A 16405-nucleotide genomic window follows, 5' to 3' on the forward strand; every position below is an offset into this window, starting at 1 on the left:
TTATACCGGAGACGATGGTACGACGATTGCCATGACGGCAATCAAAGTAATCCGCGTTATGGGGACGTCAGAAGAGTCCTGGGAAGATGCAGCCCACGAAGCGTTTCGCGAGGCGAGTCAAACGGTCGACGATATCTCCGGTATCAACGTTGAGAACTGGACGGCAAACGTCGAAGACGATGAGATCGTTCAGTACAAAGCGACGACTGAAATCGCGTTCCCGGTCGAGTACTGATCGCTCACTGGCACAACTATGACGAAAGGCTACTGGAGAATAGCTGATGCAATCATCGAGGAAACTACTCGTCCTCGATTCACTATCCGATAATGTACCAAGAGATACTCATCGCGACCGACGGGAGTGAGCTCGCTTCGGTCGCCGCAGAGCAAGGTCTAGCCGTCGCGGAGCAACTCGGTGCAAACGTGCATGTCTTGTCCATTATCGACGATGGATCACATTCGGGAGGTGTCCGAGATCATCGACGAGACGATTTCCGAGAGGCCGTCGAACGTGTCGCCGACTCCGCGGCGGAACGTGACGTGGTCGCCGAAACGGCCGTCCGCAACGGGCGACCACATCGAGAGATACTGGCTTACGCCGACGAGCACACCGTCGATCTTCTCGTTCTAGGAACGCACGGCCGGACGGGAGTCCGACGGTGGATTCTGGGAAGCGTCGCAACGAGTGTACTTCGCGAATCCCGCCGTCCCGTTCTCACCGTATCGACGACTGCAACGGACATCCCCCGTCGATTCGATGACGTTCTCGTCGCGACGGACGAGCGTCACGGCGCGGACGGCGCGATCGACCACGGAATAGCACTGGCCGAAGCATACGGCGCTACGATTCATGCGTTGTACGTGGTCGACGACACCGTCTCGAGGCTTCCCGCCGTTCTCGAAGAGTTCGAACGACAGGGATCGAGGGCGACGGCGACCGTCGAGACTCGAGCGGCCACGCGCGGTCTCGACACTATTCGAGCGATCGAGCGAGGCGTTCCACACAGTGAGATCGTCGAATACGCTGACGCTCGGTCGATCGATCTCCTCGTCGTGGGGACGGAAGGCCGAACCGGACTCGATCGACTCGCGTTCGGGAGCGTCTCTCAGCGAGTCGTCGGCTCAGCATCGGTCCCCGTTCTAACGGTGCGGTCCGTCGAAGAACGCTAATTGTACCGCCCCGTATGGGCGAGTTTCTTGTACTCTCACGACGTTTCCTCGGTATGGGAACGCACGTACTCGTCCCGCTCGACGGCTCACCGCAATCGTGGGCCGCGTTCGACCACGCGGTTTCGAACTACGATGGCGAGACGATCACGACGGTACACGTCGTCGATCCGATGGAAGGGATCTACAGCGATTACGGAGGCGGCGGCTACTACGACACACAGGTTCACGATCGGGCCGTCGAACGCGGCGAAGAACTCGGAGAACAGGCGCGCGACCGTGCCGACGACGCGGGTATTCTCGAGACGACTGTCCTCGAAACCGCGGTCGAGACGGGGCCGCCCGCGAGGACAATTCTCGAGTACGCCGACGAGAACGACGTCGACCACATCGTTATGGGCAGCCACGGCCGGTCCGGCGTCGCACGGATTTTGCTCGGAAGCGTGGCTGAAACCGTCACGCGACGGGCTCCGATACCGGTGACGATCGTGCGATAGCGAAGTAGACAGTCAATAGTACCCGGATAACAGGGTAACTGACCCGCAAAGAGGCGGCCCAGATTGCGGACTTCGAGACGTATTCCGGGAATATCGGGGGAGATGAACGACGACTGCAACGGTATATCAGTCGGAGGCGAAGCCACCTTCCTACGGTCGGAAACGTCCGCAGGGTCAAACGACACGATTCAGTGTCCGGTACCGCCGAGCGAGACTGCGAATAGTGTCAGGCCGTTTCAAACATCACTCCGCGACGACGCTGACCCCATCAATTCAGTTATGGATTCGGAACTTGCGTACACTATCGGAAGCGTCGCAGTCGTCAGTTCGCTCGCACTGCTGGGCCTCCTCTTTTTCGCTGTTCGTCGCGATCGGTTAGAGGACTCGCTGACGTACTTCGTGAGTTTTGCGGCGGGAACGCTATTCGGCGGTACGTTTCTGCATCTCCTCCCCGAATACGCTGACGAGTACGGCTTCGATACGACGGCAGGCACGCTCCTCGTCAGCGGCGTCTTCCTTGCGTTCGCGCTCGAGCGACTCTTCTCTTGGCACCACCATCACGGCACTCACGAATCAGAATCGACCGTGCTGCCGTACATGATCCTCCTCGGCGACGGGATACACAACGCCGTCGACGGGATGATCATCGCGACGAGCTACCTCGTGTCGGTTCGCCTCGGTGTCGCCGCGACTGTTGCGATCGCGGCCCACGAGATTCCGCAGGAACTGAGCGATTTCGCGGTACTTGTCTACGGCGGCTTCTCACGGCCGAAAGCACTCGCGTATAACCTAGTAACAGCGCTGGTGGCGTTTGTCGGTGCGGGCGTTGCGTTCGCGTTCGCGAATGCCGTCGAGTGGCTCCCTCGTGTGGTGATTCCCATCGCCGCGGGCAACTTCGTCTACATCGCCGGGGCAGACCTCATCCCGGAGTTCAAGGACGAACCGGATCCGGCCCTAGCGCTCCGCCAGTCAGTCGCATTTCTGGTTGGTCTCGCGGTACTGTACGTCCACTCTCTATGACTGGAAGATTTATCCGTGGTCGTTAAGGGGAGACATATGGCTGCCACAATCTTGGTCGCGTTCGACGAATCGCCGCAGGCGACTGCTGCGTTGCACCATGCGCTCTCGACGTATGACAACGCGACGATCCGCGTCCTCTACGTAAACGACCCCTGGGAGTGGGCCGGCGCGGACGGGATCGACGGTGTCTTCTACGCAGAGGAGGCTTTCGAACGGTCCCAAGAGGTGGCTGAGGAAGTGATAGCCACGGCTGAGGAGATTGCTCGCGAGTACGATACAGAGGTCACGACGGAATCAGAAGTCGGAGCAGCGTCTGAAACGATCGTCGCCTACGCCGAGGAGCACAACGTCGACCACATCGTCCTTGGGAGTCACGGCCGGCGCGGTCTCGAACGGTTCTTACTGGGAAGTGTCGCCGAACGAGTCGTCAAGCGATCGCCCGGTTCTGTGACGATCATTCGGGACGAGCCGCCGGACGGAGATGAGTAGTATCTCGACGGATATCGGTATCGTCCATCATCACTGACAGGTCAGCGATACTGGCCGACGTCCGTCGAATACGCGACTCGGAACGAATTCGATCAACCCGTCACGGGGAGCCACGGACGATCCCTACCGACAAGGTCGTTCTCGGGAGCGTCGCAGAGACCGTCATACGGTGGTCGAGGGACGACCAAACGTCTTGTTACTCAGTCACAATCTGGGACTTCAGACGGCCTCGTATTACTCCCGTGCAGCCGTCTGGCCGCGATCGCTGCGGAGGTGCTTCGGTACGTCCTCTAAGATCACTTCGATCTCGTTGGTTCGCATAAACGGCGGCGTCCACGGATCGTTGTACTGGAGCAGCGTCGATTCGCTGCGCGTTTCGATTTCCCGCCGAGAGAGTCGCTCGAGTAGCTGCTCCCGTTCCCGGCCGACGCGCTCGTCCGTCGCATACCACGAGAACCGGCGCACCGCGACCGTCCGCGGCGGTTCGACGACGAGTCGTACGCTGGAGTCGGTCGGCGTCGGGGCGCTTTCGGGCGTGTACGTCGACGGGAGGTAGAACGCCATCGTCACGTCACCGTCACCAGACGCCGTCCGTACGGGTGCGGTCATGGGAATCGACGCACCTCGAATCGCCACCGGTACGGTCATTGCTACGTCCTCGCGGCGCGCGTTCGCACCCGAGATATAGCGAAAGAGGCGCCTAAACGCCGTCCTCGCGTCTGGCGCCGTCGTCTCGGCGAGGACCGTTCGCGGATACCGACGGATCTCGACGCCGTCAAAGCGCCCCAGCGTTTCCGACGGGACGCGCTCGGTCGTTCGACCGACGTACGCACCCCAACCGATCCACAGTCCAAGCAGGGCGGCGGTCCCGAGCAACAGATTTCGGATGGGGCGCATGAGAACCGTACATCTCACAGCCCAATAGATCCAGGGGGAGGCTCAAAGACGTCTCGAGCCGTTCGTCGTCGCCGACACGTCCGCGTATCGACCCGCTGGGACGACGACTCGTCTGGAACGTATAAGGCCCGAGACGTCGTCGGTCGGCGCGTGAGCAGCGCCGAGTCACAGCCGATCGAACTCGATTCCCTGACGAAATATTACGGCGACGTTCGGGGCGTCGAAGACCTCACGTTCACCGTCGACCAAGGAGAGATTTTCGGCTTCCTCGGACCGAACGGCGCGGGTAAGTCGACGGCGATCCGCGTCCTCCTCGGGCTGTTGAAACCCACCGACGGAACGGCGTCGCTGCTGGGACGGGACGTGACGAACCGAGCGGAACTGCACGATGCGAAGCGACGTCTCGGCTATCTCCCGAGCGACGTCACCTTCTACGATCGCGTCACGGGCGCGGAAGTACTCGACCACTTCGGTCGGCTGCGCGGCGACGAGCGTCGCGAGGAACTCCTCGAGCGCTTCCCCGTTCCCCTTGATCGGAACGTCAAGGCCTACTCGAGCGGCAACAGACAAAAACTCGCCATCATCGCGGCGTTCATGCACGAACCCAACTTAGCGATCATGGACGAGCCGACGTCCGGGCTGGATCCGCTCGTTCAGAACGAGTTCTACGAACTGCTCGAGGAGCGGCGCGAGGCGGGCCGAACGAGTTTCTTCTCCTCGCACATCCTGAGCGAGGTCCGTCGCGTCTGCGATCGCGTCGGCATCATCAGGAACGGTCGACTGATCGAACTCGATACCGTCGAGAACATCCTCGCGGAGGGCGGCACCATCGCCACCGTTCGACTGGCCGAAGAACCACCTACGGCTGCGCTCGAGTTCCCGGGCGTCGCCCGCGTCGATCGCCGGGACGGCGACGGCGAGTACCGACTCGTCTTCGCGCGGGAGTTCGACGGCCTGATCGCTTGCCTGAGCGAGTACACCGTTCTCAAACTCGAGGTCCGCGAGGCGTCCATCGAGGACGTGTTCATGCACTTTTACGGAGGAACGGACGAGGATTCCGATTCGCCAGCGAGCGGGAACGGCGCGTCACCTTAACTCGAGCGCGCGAGCGCACGATGCCGCGCTCAAGCTCTAACGCCTCCGGAACCACCAGATCGCCGCCAGCACGAACACGACTGCGACGGCGACGAACGGCGCGACTGAGTCGACACCGGTGTCCTCGTCCGTTTCGGCGACCGAAACTGGAACCTGAACGGGATCCGCGCTCGCTCGGTTCCCGGAGCCCGCGTCGTACGAGAGCGCGAGCGCGACGCTGGTCGTCGTCTCAACCGCGTCCGAGGACGACTCGAGAGCGAACCGCACTGTCTCCGACTCTCCCGGCTCGAGCGCGCCGACGTACGCCGTCGGCGACTCGCTCGTCAGCGGCGGTCCGACCTCGATCGCGGCGACGACGCCGGTCACCGGGTCATCCCCATTGTTCGCGATTCGGACCTCGTAGACGCCTGCTCCGTCGACGGGGATCTCGTCGCGGACGGGCGTCACATCGAACGCTCGAGACCCGTCAACCGGGAGCTCGAGCAGCGCCGGACCGTCGGTCCGGACGACGGTCTCTTCGTCGTCATCGTCGTCGTTTCGGGTGTCGTTCGTCTCGTCGGTCTCGTTCAGTCGAAACTCGTCGTCGGCCGGGCCCTCGGTGTCAATTTGGTACTGCACGGATGCAAACAGCGGATACGTCTCCGGATCGACGTCAGAGACCACGACGTCGACAGCTAGGGTCTCGGTGTCGCCAGGCCAGATGTCGTCGACGACGACCGACCGCATCGGTTGCGGTGCGTCGGGCGGCCCGAACATCACGGCGCCGTCGACCGCTCGCAACGTCATGACGACGTCGGTCGCCTGTCGATCGCCGTCGTTTGTCACCTCGAGCGTGACCGGCGTCGTTTCACCCGCACGGACCGACTGATTCTCCGCGACGGCGACGGTGACGTTCCCGTCGGCCGACTGGACGATCTGTGGATCAGTCGCCGGTACAGCAAGCGGCGGTTCGGGTGCGGGAGTGTCGTTCTCGACGGGCGACCGCGGCGTGAACTCGTCTCCAGTCGTATCGGCGGGCGGCGCGCTTTCGTCGGCATTCGGATCGTCGATCGATCCGTTCGCGTCCGTATCGTTGCGCGACTCGTTCTGTAGCGGCGTGACCAGCCCTGTTTCGACCGGGGCCGTCGCCGCGACAGGTCCGAGCATCAGGACGACGACGATCGAGAGGACACCCGCCGTAACGGCTGCTCGACGCCGTCGATTCGATGTCGCCTCTCGGACGCCCATGTCCACCGTGAGACGGTCGATTTACGGATAAATCGACCAGCTCGTTCCCGTCATTGAAGCGACGATTACCGGGCTGTTGTCGTGACAACTTCTTGTTACCTGAAGCAGATGCGCTTCACGTATAAGGTTCCGGCTCCCGTCGGAAGACAGGACCCCTAATATCCGATGCTCGATCTCACCGCGTTCGAAGCCGGTCGTCGACTCCGCGGGTCGCTGCTACTCGCCGGTGCCATGGTCGCGCTGATCGCCCTTACGGTTGCGCTATTCCCGTCGATTCAGGAGACGGGCGCCGATCTCGACGCTTATCTCGAGTCGCTGCCGCCCGAAGCGACGCGCGCGTTCGTCGGGAACGTGACGACGCTGACCACGATCGAGGGGTATCTCGTCTCCCAGCTCTACCAGTTCGGCTGGGTGTTGCTGCTCGCGATCTACTACGCCTACGCCGCGGCCTCGACGGTCGCGGGGGAGGTCGAACGTGGGACGGTAGGACTGACACTGTCGCTGCCGGTGACGCGGTCTCGGGTCGTAGTCGGCAAGTTCCTGTCGCTCGTTCCGGGCGTCGTGTTGCTCAACGCGATCACGTTCCTCGCGGTCTACGTCGGCGTGGTGTTCGTCGGCGAATCGATCGACGTCACGGACCTGTTCACCGTCCACGCGTACTCGATCGCCTATCTGCTCGCCTGCGCCGGGGTCGGACTTACGGCCTCCGTCGCGTTCGATTCTGTCCGCCGCGCGCAGACCGTCGGCGCCGGATCGGTCTTCGGGCTCTTCCTGCTCGATACGTTCACCTTCGACACCGACTACGAGTGGCTCGGCAGCGTCGCGTTCTCTCGGTACTTCGACCCCGGTGCGATTCTCATCGGCGGCGAAATCTCGTGGTCCGATCTTTCGGTTCTCCTGGTCGCCGTCGTCGTCCTCGTCGTCGTCAGCGGTGAATACTTCGAACGGCGCGACCTCTCCGGGTGACTCACAGCGCTCCGTCGATGGGCGTTTCATCCTCTTCCGTCACGTCGACGCGAACCCCGTTTTCTTCGTCCGGAATCACCGGACGGACGTCACCGGAACAGGTGCTCTGCGGAACACTTCCTTCGCGACGTTCCCGACCAGATAGCCGCGCGTGATATCTTCGCTATGTTGACCGTGGCTCCCCATCACTATTGCGTCGTAGTCCTCGGCGTGCTCGAGAATCGCTCGCACCGGGTGACCGATCCCGACTTCCGTTTCGATTTCCACATCGTATTCGGCGGCGATATCACGAGCGGCCTCGAAGACGATGTCGGCGTGTTTTTCGGCTTCGGCTTCGAGATCATCGGCTAATGCGAGACCGACCGCTTCACCCATCATCATCGTCGGTGCCCCGACGACGTGATACACAGTGATCTCGGCGTCGGAATGAGCTTCCAGTGCGTACTCGAGCGCCTTTCCAGCCATCTCCGAACTATCCATGGGGACGAGAACACGCTCGATCATACGCTCGCTACGCGAGCATCGAATAAAGGAATACAGGGAGCCAGCACGTATCCCTTGTGTCCCGATTTCGCTCCCGAGAGCGACGACTCACATATACATTCGATCCTCGGGGAAGTCGCGCCCCTCAATCGGCTGCTCTTCCTGTTTGAGCGTCGCTAGCCGCGACGCGAGTTCCTCGAAATACCGTTTCATCTCCTCCGATCGCTGGCGTAGCTCTCCTTCGTCAACTTCGATCGGATAGCAAGATTCGACGCCCTTGAGGAGCCGGAGAGCGGCATCGATGTCCGGGCCAGGAAAGTGTGTCGGTGTGACGAACGCCCCTACTGACGGTGGTGCCGTCCCGATTCCGTGGCCGAGTAACTCGCCGGTCGTTCCGTCCAACACACCGCCGGGGAGTGGTTCGATATCGGTAGCTTCATTTCCGAAGTGGTCTCCGCGGAAGGAGGGGGTCGCGGCGTAGAAGACGTTGTGTTCGTCTTCGGCGTGAGGGAACGGTGTACTGTGAAGAACACCGATTTCGTCGATATCGCGACCACTCGACCAGTCGAATAGGGCGTCCGCGAATGGCTCTGCCACGGAAACCGGGAGGAACACCTCACTGACGAGTACCGTAATCGGTACGTCGTCGACTCGATACAGTCGGATCGGACGCCGAGGCGTTCCTTCTTCGACCGGAGTGATGCTCGGAAGGTTCCGAGTGGCAACAGAGCCGATTTGCGTCGTCTCGAGGTGGGTGATAAGATAGTCGATCGCCGTGAGACTGGCCGCTCCGACGTCGGCCAGCCCGACTAGGAGGACGTCGCCAGAATCGACGCCGACAGCCGTCTGTACTTCGAATGACGGTTCTCGAGTCATAGCTCCCCATTCGCGACTATTTGATATAGCTGTCTAGCCATCACAGACCGATTAACGGATCTCGAGGAGAGTAGTACGAAAGAGTGATCGTTCTATCCCGGCACAGTGACTGAGCCGGTATTTCATGCCATCCGTATTTATCGGTAGCAGATCGATAGCTATCCATCAAATCAATTGCGTTGAGAAGTGATACACTGTGAATCAATCCACTACTTCAGCGTTTTCAGATCGCGTCCTCATACTGGGAGTCAGTGATCTCACACCGATACTCGTCGAGGTACTGGAACCGGACGTTGAATTCCTGATTATCGCGAAAGACGCTGCAAATCTCAAACCGTCAATTCAGTCGTCACGGATACTGGAAGGCGACCCTAGTCCTCGAGAGATACTTGAAGAAGCAAACATCAAAGATGCTACCGTCGTTATTATTGCTGGGGATACAGATGCTCACGATGCGATGGCGATTCTAACCGTCACGGAGTTGAACTCCTCCGTTCGTATCGTCGCGGCGGCAAGTGACCGCGAAAACGTGGAAAAGCTCGAGCACGTAGGGGCGGATAGAGTGACCAGTCCAGATTTCCTCGGTAGCCGGCTACTGATCGAATCAGCCGTAATGGGGAAAAATATCGACGAACTCGTCGAAGAGTTCGCGGATCACGTGCATTAGCTGTTACCTGAGGACAGGAGTTACCCCGACGATCATTGCGTCGAATCCGTTTCCCGGTAAAATTCCGAATGCGGTTTGAGGGCATCGAGCTTGGGTGGTACCCGATGGCGAACGATGAACACGTCGTACGATTCCTCGGCGGCGACGTGAACGCCGACGCTCGTCAGTGGCGTCACAATACGGCCGACGTTATCACTGCCGAGGAACACGACGCTCGGATCGTGGTTCAGTATCAGTCGCTCGATGTGGTCGGCGAGCCTGGTCTCAGGGGGGAACTCGCGGATTCGTTCGAATTCGAACGCCGCCGACGGTGCGAGCGTCTGTACCTGTTCGCGAAGATCCGCGACGACTGCATCGACATCGTACGGTTCGTTCTCGTCGATCCACCCCTTCTCTCGTGCGTATTGTTTTCGCTCCGGGACGACGACTACGGCCGCGATCTCTTCGTCAAGTGCAGCGCCGTACTCGACGGCCCTGACGAGGGCGGCCTCCGCGAGTTCCGATCCATCGAATGGGACGACGAACGCCATACGTTCCGCCTCTATTCCCCGGTCAATAACTCCGGGGGTGGTTACGGACGGTCCAGGAGAGAACCCACGCCGGTAGCCGTGGACGAACCCGTTACGGTCCGTCCCCCTGTCGGGCGCGGACGGTCAGTACGGGAGCCGGTGCAGTGCGGAGGACGCGCTCCGTAACGCTCCCAAGCAACTCTCGCTCGAGATCGCTTCGGCCGTGAGTTCCCATGAGTAGCAGATCGATATCTTCGGTCTCTGCGTACGCAGCGATCTCCCGGTGAACCGATCCGACGGTAACTGCCGTGCGGACATCGATCCCGTCGACAGACGCTCTCTCGGCCGCCGCGTCGAGGGCGTCCTTCGCGTTTTCCTCGAGGTGATCGACCAGCGCACCCGTTTCGGAGTCGGTTCCGTAACGCGTTACGTTCACCACCGACAGGAGGTGAAGCGTCGCTCCCGTCTCGACGGCGATTTCCACGCCGCGTTCCAACGCGATGCGCGCGTGTTCGCTTCCGTCTGTTGGGACGAGCACACGATCGAACGGGTAGCGGGACTGGATATCGTCGCTCGCACGAACGACGAGTACGGGGACCAAAGCGTTACGAACGACCCCTTCGGTCACGCGTCCCAGAACTACCGGCCCGGCTTCCCGCCTTCCGTGCGCACCCATAACGACGAGCTCTATCTCCGCAGATTCGATGTACTCGAGGATTCGGTCCCGGGGATCGCCTCGTTGCTCTTCGGTAACGACGGTCTCGACGTCGGCGGTCGCCGTCTTTCGAGCGTCGGCGAGTATTTCTTCGGCCGTCCGATCGAGTGCGTCCGACGGGCTGACGTCTCGATCGTCCTCCGAAACGAACAGCACGTGAATGGTCGCCGTCGGCGAAGCGATTCGACTGGCCAGCTCGAGGGCGGCATTGGCGGGGCCGCTTCCGTCGGTCGGAACGAGGAGGCGATCGTACATACGGTACGTTCGATCGGCATGCACTTACAGCTATCCTGGCGGGTGTTGGGCGACTCGAGAGAATGCTTCGATATGATCGGTTTCGATCGCCTCGCTCGAGAGTATCGCGACGAACACGTGAAACGGCAGCAATCTCATTTCGATTCCATAGAACCTCATGGGTCCTACAATATTGTTTGTGTTGGAAGAATATTATTTGTGTTAGCACGTGGCAGAGCAGTATATGGAACCGCAGGCAGAGCGCTGGTGTCATGTTTTGATCGGCGTAGCGTTGATTCTCCTGACAATCGGTATCGGATACGATTTCATTTTCGGAACGAAGTTGGCAGATTTTCTCGTGATAATCGCTGGACTCTTCCTCGGATGGGCGGCGTTTCTCTACTGCTTGGGGAATGCTTCGTTCTGGGGATAGTTTGACCGCCTCTCAGCACCAGTGGTGTCGATCCGTTTCAGTCTTCAGTCCGTCGGTCTTCGGCCGCGTAGACAGCGAAAATTTATGGATTAAAATCGACCAAGAAAGCAATTATGACGGGAAGGCCGTATCAACCACCCAACGAGCGCCCGTGATAAAGGCAAGTAGTTCGACGTGGTACCCGAGGGCATGACGGACCTCCTCGCGGAGCAAACGGCCGTCGTGACCGGTGCATCGAGCGGAATCGGGCGATCGATCGCGCGGACGTTCGCCGAACACGGGGCCGATGTCGTCGTCGCTGACGTGCGAGAAGAACCGCGCGAAGGCGGAACGCCGACTCACGAACTGATCTCCGACGAAACCGAAGCGACGGCGACGTACGTCGATTGCGACGTCTCGAGCGTCAACGATCTCGAGGCGACGCTCGACGAAGCCGAGCAGTTCGGCGGCGTCGACGTGCTCGTCAATAACGCGGGTATCTTTCGTGCGGAGGAATTTCTCGATGTGACCGCCGACCAGTACGAACAACTCATGAGCGTGAACGTGAAAGGAGCGTTCTTCGGGACTCAGCTCGCGGCCCAGCGGATGATCGAAAACGGGGGCGGACGGATCATCAATGTCTCGAGTATCGCCGGCTTCGTCGGAAACGGTAGCTACGTCACCTACTGTGTTTCCAAGGGCGCAGTCCGATTGTTGACGTACGCGGCAGCCCATCGCCTCGGTCCGGACGGAATCCGCGTGAATGCGATCCACCCGGGCGGGATCGAAACCGCAATGATGGAAGACGCACACATGGGATCCGAAGCGCTCGAACAGTTCACGCAAGCGATTCCGTCGCGGAGGATCGGAGACCCCGAGGATATAGCGGGAGTCGCGCTGTTTCTTGCGAGTGATCTCTCGAGTTACGTGAATGGCGAGTCACTCGTCGTCGACGGCGGGTACACTCATACTGGATAACCGGAAACGTTCAAAAAGCACCATTTAGATTGGTAGTTCAGTAGTCACGGTAGTCCGTCTACGCCAGTACTTCCGTGTAACGTCGATCGCTAGATGACTGGTTTCAGCGTTTTAGGCTTCTGCTTCGCCACCGTCTACGTTCTTGCGCTGTGTACCGGCGCTACGAGTCACTCATCACCTCTTTCCGTCCCGTCATCGTCGCAGGATCGAGACTGAAATACCGGAACGTCGTTTCTCTCGGTGGTCGTTCGAAAATGTCGACGAGCGGGATTTGAATAGCCCACATCCCCTGTATTTCGGTTGACTCGTATGGTGCGTCGGAAGTGTCCGATAGTCGCCCTGTGACGACGATACTTCGCCACCCGCTGTCGGTTTTGTCGTGCGTAACGAAGGAGATAAGCCTGTCTACGAGATCCTCTTTCCTGCTATCCCGGGGGAAGGAGAGTCGATAGTAGAAGCGCCTCACGTCTGCACTGTATCCGTACGAAACAGGTATCGAAACCGGCGGCTCATCTGGGTCTGTGGAAAAAGAAATGACACCCGTTCCGCCTCGGCCGAGGAATTCGTTCATCTCCTCCTCGCTCATTTGAACCCAGCGCAAATCCTGCATATCTTCTCACACGATCTAGGGGTAGAAAGTATCCTATTACAGCGGACCGGACTCTCAATGTGGTGAGAACGACGCTGATGAAACGCGCCTGAGTGCCACGCTGAGATCGTACTTCGCTACCCACACCAATCGTTGGAATCGACACACGCTCTCAGCAAGAATCCCTTCTCAATCCCATGCACCGCTGTGGAACGAGAAAACGATTGAACTCATGTGATTTTCATCGAAAAGAGGGTAGTTCGATCTCAGCTTAGTCGCCCAGGCCTGCGGCTCTTACCTTTCTCGACCTCAGAGCGAGACTCGACTTCGCCTCGATACATGTCGATACTGAAGAGATCGTTCATGGGACATTTCTGAGTGACCGCAGTGATAGTTAGCTCCTCGCCAACGACGAGAGCGATAGCTGCGAGAGCGAATCTGACCGGTCCCGCTGCCAAAGAGAGTACTCCGTCGACAGCCGCGACACGTTTGAAGTTATATTAGGGTAGATCGAGACGTTTACTCGCCTCCAGTAACCCAATCGGGACATCCCTTGCAGGTTCGTCACGTGGCGCAGGAGCACGTTTTTCACGCGAAGGTCGGTCCCTCGTCCGATCCGGTGAAACGTTTATGCTGGATAGTCGAATCCGTTCACCATGGCTGAGCGAATTCTCGTTGCGTACGACAGATCGCCACTAGCGATAGAAGCCCTCGAATTAGTCTTCGAAAAATTTCCGGATGCGACCGTCATCGCACTGTATGTCATCGAGGTCCCGGCCGGTCAGTGGGCGCAACTCGTGGGTCCCGAGCTGCAAATTCCCGTCACCGAGCGAGCGCAGGAATACGCGGACGACGTCCTCGAGTCTGCGAGGGAGACCGCATCGAAGTACGGCAGAAGTCTCGAAACGACCGTCGCCACGGGCGAACCGGATCATCGAATCGTCGCGACGGCCGAGGAAGAAGCGGTCGACCTGATTGTCGTCGGAAGCCACGGACAGGAGGGAATCTCACGCGTCCTGCTCGGGACCGTTGCGGAAAATGTCGTTCGCCGATCGCCCGCTCCCGTCCTCGTGATCCGGTAGACGGCGAATCGTCGGAACGCGCTGAAGAGTATGAGTAGAATAAGCGTACACAATGACATCGACCGTATCTTCCTCCGATACATGAAATCAGGCAATCGGGCTACAGCGACTCGAGAATCCGTTCGAAGCGCTCGTAAGCATCGTTGCCGATCGGGTCGAGTTCGTCGTCGTCAGCGACACTGATCAGACGCTGCGGGTCGACCGCACTAACGACGACGCCGCCGTCATCGTCGTAGACGACGATGTTGCACGGGAGCAACGTCCCGAGTTCGAGATCGTTCTCGAGTCCCCGATGGGCCAACTGCGGATTGCACGCACCTAGGATTCTATACTGTCGGAAGTCCTCGTCGAGTTTCTTTTTCAGCGTTTCTTGGACGTCGATATCGCAGAGCACGCCGAACCCCTCGTCCTCGAGGGCGTCGATCGTTTTCTCGACGATATTGTCAAACTCGCCGTCGACTTGTGTACGAAGCGTATAGGACATACTGTACGACCAATTTCGAGAACGGTCGTAGTTGGGGTAGCAACAGCAAGCCTGCGGCACGTGCGTCAGTTCGAGGAAGACTGTAGTCAGTCCACGGTGAAGTGACAGTATGGTTTCTCGTCGTACCATACGAGCGATCGCCACCCTGCTCGGACTCACGCTGCTCGCCGGACTCGGATACGCCCTCCGGTGGCGATCGAACCCGTCACCGTGCCCATACTCCCAGCGCCACGCAATCAACTGTCCGGGGAGTGTGCCAATGCGGCGCTGATAACGCTCGACGCGAGTGCACCGTGAACGATTCGGTGGCCGAACCGCGTTCGCTTCGCGAACTGGTCGTCCAGGTGAAGCGGGTTTTTGTCACCGCTCACCACGGCGAACAGTTCGATGTCGCTCTCCGTGATCGGTTTCGTGAACGTGACGACATCACCGACACTAACGCCCAGTCCACCCTCGTCGTCGTACTCGTAGCTCCACTCGCGTTCTTTCCTCCTGTTCGACTCGAGTGTCGGCGTCGACACGCCATCGTTCATCGTCGCGTTCGTCACGAAATGTGAGAGATCGGTCGCGATAACGAGTCCAGCGAGTCTCTCATCGTCCAAAACCGGAAGCTGACTGATTTGGTGCTCGTAGAGTATCTCTGCTGCTTGGTGAACGGACGTCGACGGTTCGATGGAGAGCAGTGGTTCCGACATGAACTCGTGCGTTGTCTGCGTCATCGGCTCGTTCGACGCGATTAGCGACACGAAATCGGAACGCGTAACCATACCGATCGGTTCCCCGTCGTCGACGATCACGATCAATTCGTGTCCGGACTCGACGAAGCGTCTGACAACCGCGTCGGCAGTATCGTCCGGTGGAGCCGTCTCGACGGCACTCATCACTTCTTCCACAGATACTGGAACGACCATGGGCTACGGACGACGTCGAGATCCATAACCACCGGACGCCACCCAAAACGTCTTTTTCGTCAAGGGTGTTCGTTCCTTGCCCATGATCCCGAACGGGGACATCGACGCAGAGTGGTTGCGGTCGAGAGGCTGGTGGTGGGCGTTCGCGTTCGCGCTTGCAATCGTGTTGATCACGGCCTTGAGCGATTACATTGGCTGGATCGTCTTCGGGATCTTCCTGTACTACGTCGCTCGGCCCGTCTCGAGGCGGCTCTACCAACGAGGTCTCTCTTCGGGAACGAGTGCGATCGTGACGCTCGTGCTCGTCGTTCTTCCGTTCGTTGGTGCCCTATTCGTCGTCGCGTCGCTTGCAATCGTTCAGATCGCGACCCTAGAGGTAACCGATTTCGACGCCGTTCTTGGACGACTCTTTCCCGGCGTAGATACCGACGAACTCCCGACGACCGATGCGGAAGTGTATCCGTTCGCAGAGGACCTAGCAACCGATCCGAGGCTTGCCACCATAGGGCAGTGGTTCAGCGGACTCGTCGGCCGATTTCTCACTGCGTCGTATTTGTTGTTCGTTACGTTTCTGTTCGCATTCTTCCTAGTCCGCGACGAACGCCATCTCAGACGCTGGGTTCGAACCGAAATCGTCAGAGAGAGACCTAACGTAACGACGTATCTACGGGACGTTGATGAGGGACTGCAGTCTATCTTTTTCGGATATACGCTGACGATTCTCGCGATTGTGCTGTTAGCCGGCGTCATTTACGCAGGTCTCAACGCGATCGCCCCGGCGGGACTCAAGATTCCACAGGTCCTTTTGCTGGCGATCGTAACTGGGCTCGCGTCGGTGATTCCGCTCGTCGGCCGGAACATCGTATACGCAAGTATCGTTGGCTACCTCGCGCTGACAGCGATTCGAACGGGCCCCACCGGCCTCTGGTTTCCCGTCGTATTCTACGTCGTCATGGGCATCCTCTTTGACGGCATCATCCGAACCTACGTGCGACCGACGCTTTCGGGGCGAATGTTTCCAACGGGACTGGTCCTATTTGCGTATATCTTGGGCCCGCCGATCTTCGGCTGGTACGGAATTTTTCTCGGACCGGTGATCATGGTTGT

General features: G+C 59.4%; 21 protein-coding genes and 1 pseudogene. 13 read left to right on the forward strand and 9 right to left on the reverse strand.

Annotated elements, in window-relative coordinates; all coding sequences use genetic code 11:
* Positions 1 to 31 precede the first annotated feature (31 nt).
* The 5 genes from PGX04_RS06730 to PGX04_RS06750 all read left to right on the forward strand — a co-directional run bounded on the left by PGX04_RS06730 (position 32) and on the right by PGX04_RS06750 (position 3173).
* Positions 32 to 235: a dodecin family protein gene (locus PGX04_RS06730; RefSeq protein ID WP_273737804.1), complete on the forward strand. Its 204-nt coding sequence runs from the start codon at positions 32 to 34 to the stop codon at positions 233 to 235.
* Between the two features lie 92 nt (positions 236 to 327).
* Positions 328 to 1170, forward strand: a complete 843-nt coding sequence (locus PGX04_RS06735) for a universal stress protein (protein WP_273737805.1) — start codon at positions 328 to 330, stop codon at positions 1168 to 1170.
* A 53-nt stretch (positions 1171 to 1223) separates the two neighbouring features.
* Positions 1224 to 1664: a universal stress protein gene (locus PGX04_RS06740; RefSeq protein ID WP_273737806.1), complete on the forward strand. Its 441-nt coding sequence runs from the start codon at positions 1224 to 1226 to the stop codon at positions 1662 to 1664.
* A 279-nt stretch (positions 1665 to 1943) separates the two neighbouring features.
* A complete protein-coding gene (locus PGX04_RS06745; protein WP_273737807.1) occupies positions 1944 to 2684 on the forward strand; it encodes a ZIP family metal transporter in 741 nt (246 codons plus the stop codon).
* Positions 2685 to 2720: 36 nt separating this feature from the next.
* On the forward strand, positions 2721 to 3173 hold the full coding sequence (locus PGX04_RS06750; RefSeq protein ID WP_273737808.1) for a universal stress protein: 453 nt from the start codon (positions 2721 to 2723) through the stop codon (positions 3171 to 3173).
* A 234-nt stretch (positions 3174 to 3407) separates the two neighbouring features.
* Here PGX04_RS06750 and PGX04_RS06755 read toward each other — a convergent pair whose 3' ends face one another.
* Positions 3408 to 4070, reverse strand: a complete 663-nt coding sequence (locus PGX04_RS06755; RefSeq protein ID WP_273737867.1) for an SOUL family heme-binding protein — start codon at positions 4068 to 4070, stop codon at positions 3408 to 3410.
* Positions 4071 to 4220: 150 nt separating this feature from the next.
* Between PGX04_RS06755 and PGX04_RS06760 the strand changes: the two genes are divergently transcribed.
* Complete coding sequence (locus tag PGX04_RS06760) at positions 4221 to 5165, forward strand: ABC transporter ATP-binding protein (RefSeq protein ID WP_273737810.1); 945 nt, start codon at positions 4221 to 4223, stop codon at positions 5163 to 5165.
* 36 nt (positions 5166 to 5201) lie between these two features.
* Here the strand turns inward: PGX04_RS06760 and PGX04_RS06765 are convergent, their stop codons facing one another.
* Positions 5202 to 6392 (reverse strand): COG1361 S-layer family protein, encoded by a 1191-nt coding sequence (locus PGX04_RS06765; RefSeq protein WP_273737811.1) that lies wholly within the window; start codon positions 6390 to 6392, stop codon positions 5202 to 5204.
* A gap of 165 nt (positions 6393 to 6557) precedes the next feature.
* On the opposite strand from PGX04_RS06765, the gene PGX04_RS06770 reads away from it, so the two are divergent.
* On the forward strand, positions 6558 to 7358 hold the full coding sequence (locus PGX04_RS06770; protein ID WP_273737812.1) for an ABC transporter permease: 801 nt from the start codon (positions 6558 to 6560) through the stop codon (positions 7356 to 7358).
* A 75-nt stretch (positions 7359 to 7433) separates the two neighbouring features.
* Here PGX04_RS06770 and PGX04_RS06775 read toward each other — a convergent pair whose 3' ends face one another.
* Complete coding sequence (locus PGX04_RS06775) at positions 7434 to 7862, reverse strand: universal stress protein (protein ID WP_273737813.1); 429 nt, start codon at positions 7860 to 7862, stop codon at positions 7434 to 7436.
* Between the two features lie 87 nt (positions 7863 to 7949).
* Positions 7950 to 8717 carry a proteasome assembly chaperone family protein gene (locus PGX04_RS06780; RefSeq protein ID WP_273737814.1) on the reverse strand — a complete coding sequence of 256 codons (768 nt, stop codon included), beginning with the start codon at positions 8715 to 8717 and terminating at the stop codon, positions 7950 to 7952.
* A 196-nt stretch (positions 8718 to 8913) separates the two neighbouring features.
* Between PGX04_RS06780 and PGX04_RS06785 the strand changes: the two genes are divergently transcribed.
* Positions 8914 to 9384 carry an NAD(P)-binding protein gene (locus PGX04_RS06785; RefSeq protein ID WP_273737815.1) on the forward strand — a complete coding sequence of 157 codons (471 nt, stop codon included), beginning with the start codon at positions 8914 to 8916 and terminating at the stop codon, positions 9382 to 9384.
* Between the two features lie 32 nt (positions 9385 to 9416).
* Here PGX04_RS06785 and PGX04_RS06790 read toward each other — a convergent pair whose 3' ends face one another.
* Positions 9417 to 9914, reverse strand: coding sequence for a universal stress protein (locus PGX04_RS06790; RefSeq protein WP_273737816.1), 498 nt, complete (start codon positions 9912 to 9914; stop codon positions 9417 to 9419).
* A 91-nt stretch (positions 9915 to 10005) separates the two neighbouring features.
* The gene (locus PGX04_RS06795) at positions 10006 to 10863 is read right to left on the reverse strand and encodes a universal stress protein (protein WP_273737817.1); all 858 of its coding nucleotides are present in this window, start codon (positions 10861 to 10863) and stop codon (positions 10006 to 10008) included.
* Positions 10864 to 11086: 223 nt separating this feature from the next.
* On the opposite strand from PGX04_RS06795, the gene PGX04_RS06800 reads away from it, so the two are divergent.
* Positions 11087 to 11275, forward strand: coding sequence for a hypothetical protein (locus tag PGX04_RS06800; RefSeq protein ID WP_273737818.1), 189 nt, complete (start codon positions 11087 to 11089; stop codon positions 11273 to 11275).
* Between the two features lie 189 nt (positions 11276 to 11464).
* Positions 11465 to 12232, forward strand: coding sequence for an SDR family oxidoreductase (locus PGX04_RS06805; RefSeq protein ID WP_273737819.1), 768 nt, complete (start codon positions 11465 to 11467; stop codon positions 12230 to 12232).
* A gap of 160 nt (positions 12233 to 12392) precedes the next feature.
* Here the strand turns inward: PGX04_RS06805 and PGX04_RS06810 are convergent, their stop codons facing one another.
* Positions 12393 to 12842, reverse strand: coding sequence for a pyridoxamine 5'-phosphate oxidase family protein (locus PGX04_RS06810; protein WP_273737820.1), 450 nt, complete (start codon positions 12840 to 12842; stop codon positions 12393 to 12395).
* A gap of 635 nt (positions 12843 to 13477) precedes the next feature.
* Here PGX04_RS06810 and PGX04_RS06815 point away from each other — a divergent pair.
* Positions 13478 to 13903, forward strand: coding sequence for a universal stress protein (locus PGX04_RS06815; RefSeq protein ID WP_273737821.1), 426 nt, complete (start codon positions 13478 to 13480; stop codon positions 13901 to 13903).
* A 100-nt stretch (positions 13904 to 14003) separates the two neighbouring features.
* Here PGX04_RS06815 and PGX04_RS06820 read toward each other — a convergent pair whose 3' ends face one another.
* Positions 14004 to 14387, reverse strand: a complete 384-nt coding sequence (locus tag PGX04_RS06820) for a DUF302 domain-containing protein (protein WP_273737822.1) — start codon at positions 14385 to 14387, stop codon at positions 14004 to 14006.
* A gap of 109 nt (positions 14388 to 14496) precedes the next feature.
* Between PGX04_RS06820 and PGX04_RS34090 the strand changes: the two are divergent.
* Positions 14497 to 14628 (forward strand): annotated as a pseudogene (locus PGX04_RS34090) (class I SAM-dependent methyltransferase); the annotation flags it as partial.
* Here PGX04_RS34090 and PGX04_RS06825 read toward each other — a convergent pair.
* The gene (locus PGX04_RS06825) at positions 14624 to 15298 is read right to left on the reverse strand and encodes a CBS domain-containing protein (protein WP_273737823.1); all 675 of its coding nucleotides are present in this window, start codon (positions 15296 to 15298) and stop codon (positions 14624 to 14626) included. The pseudogene PGX04_RS34090 and the gene PGX04_RS06825 sit on opposite strands and share 5 nt — an antisense overlap.
* Before the next feature lie 82 nt (positions 15299 to 15380).
* Between PGX04_RS06825 and PGX04_RS06830 the strand changes: the two genes are divergently transcribed.
* The coding region (locus PGX04_RS06830) for an AI-2E family transporter (protein WP_273737824.1) at positions 15381 to 16405 on the forward strand (1025 nt) is incomplete at its 3' end.

The sequence above is a fragment of the Natrinema soli genome, from assembly GCF_028618695.1.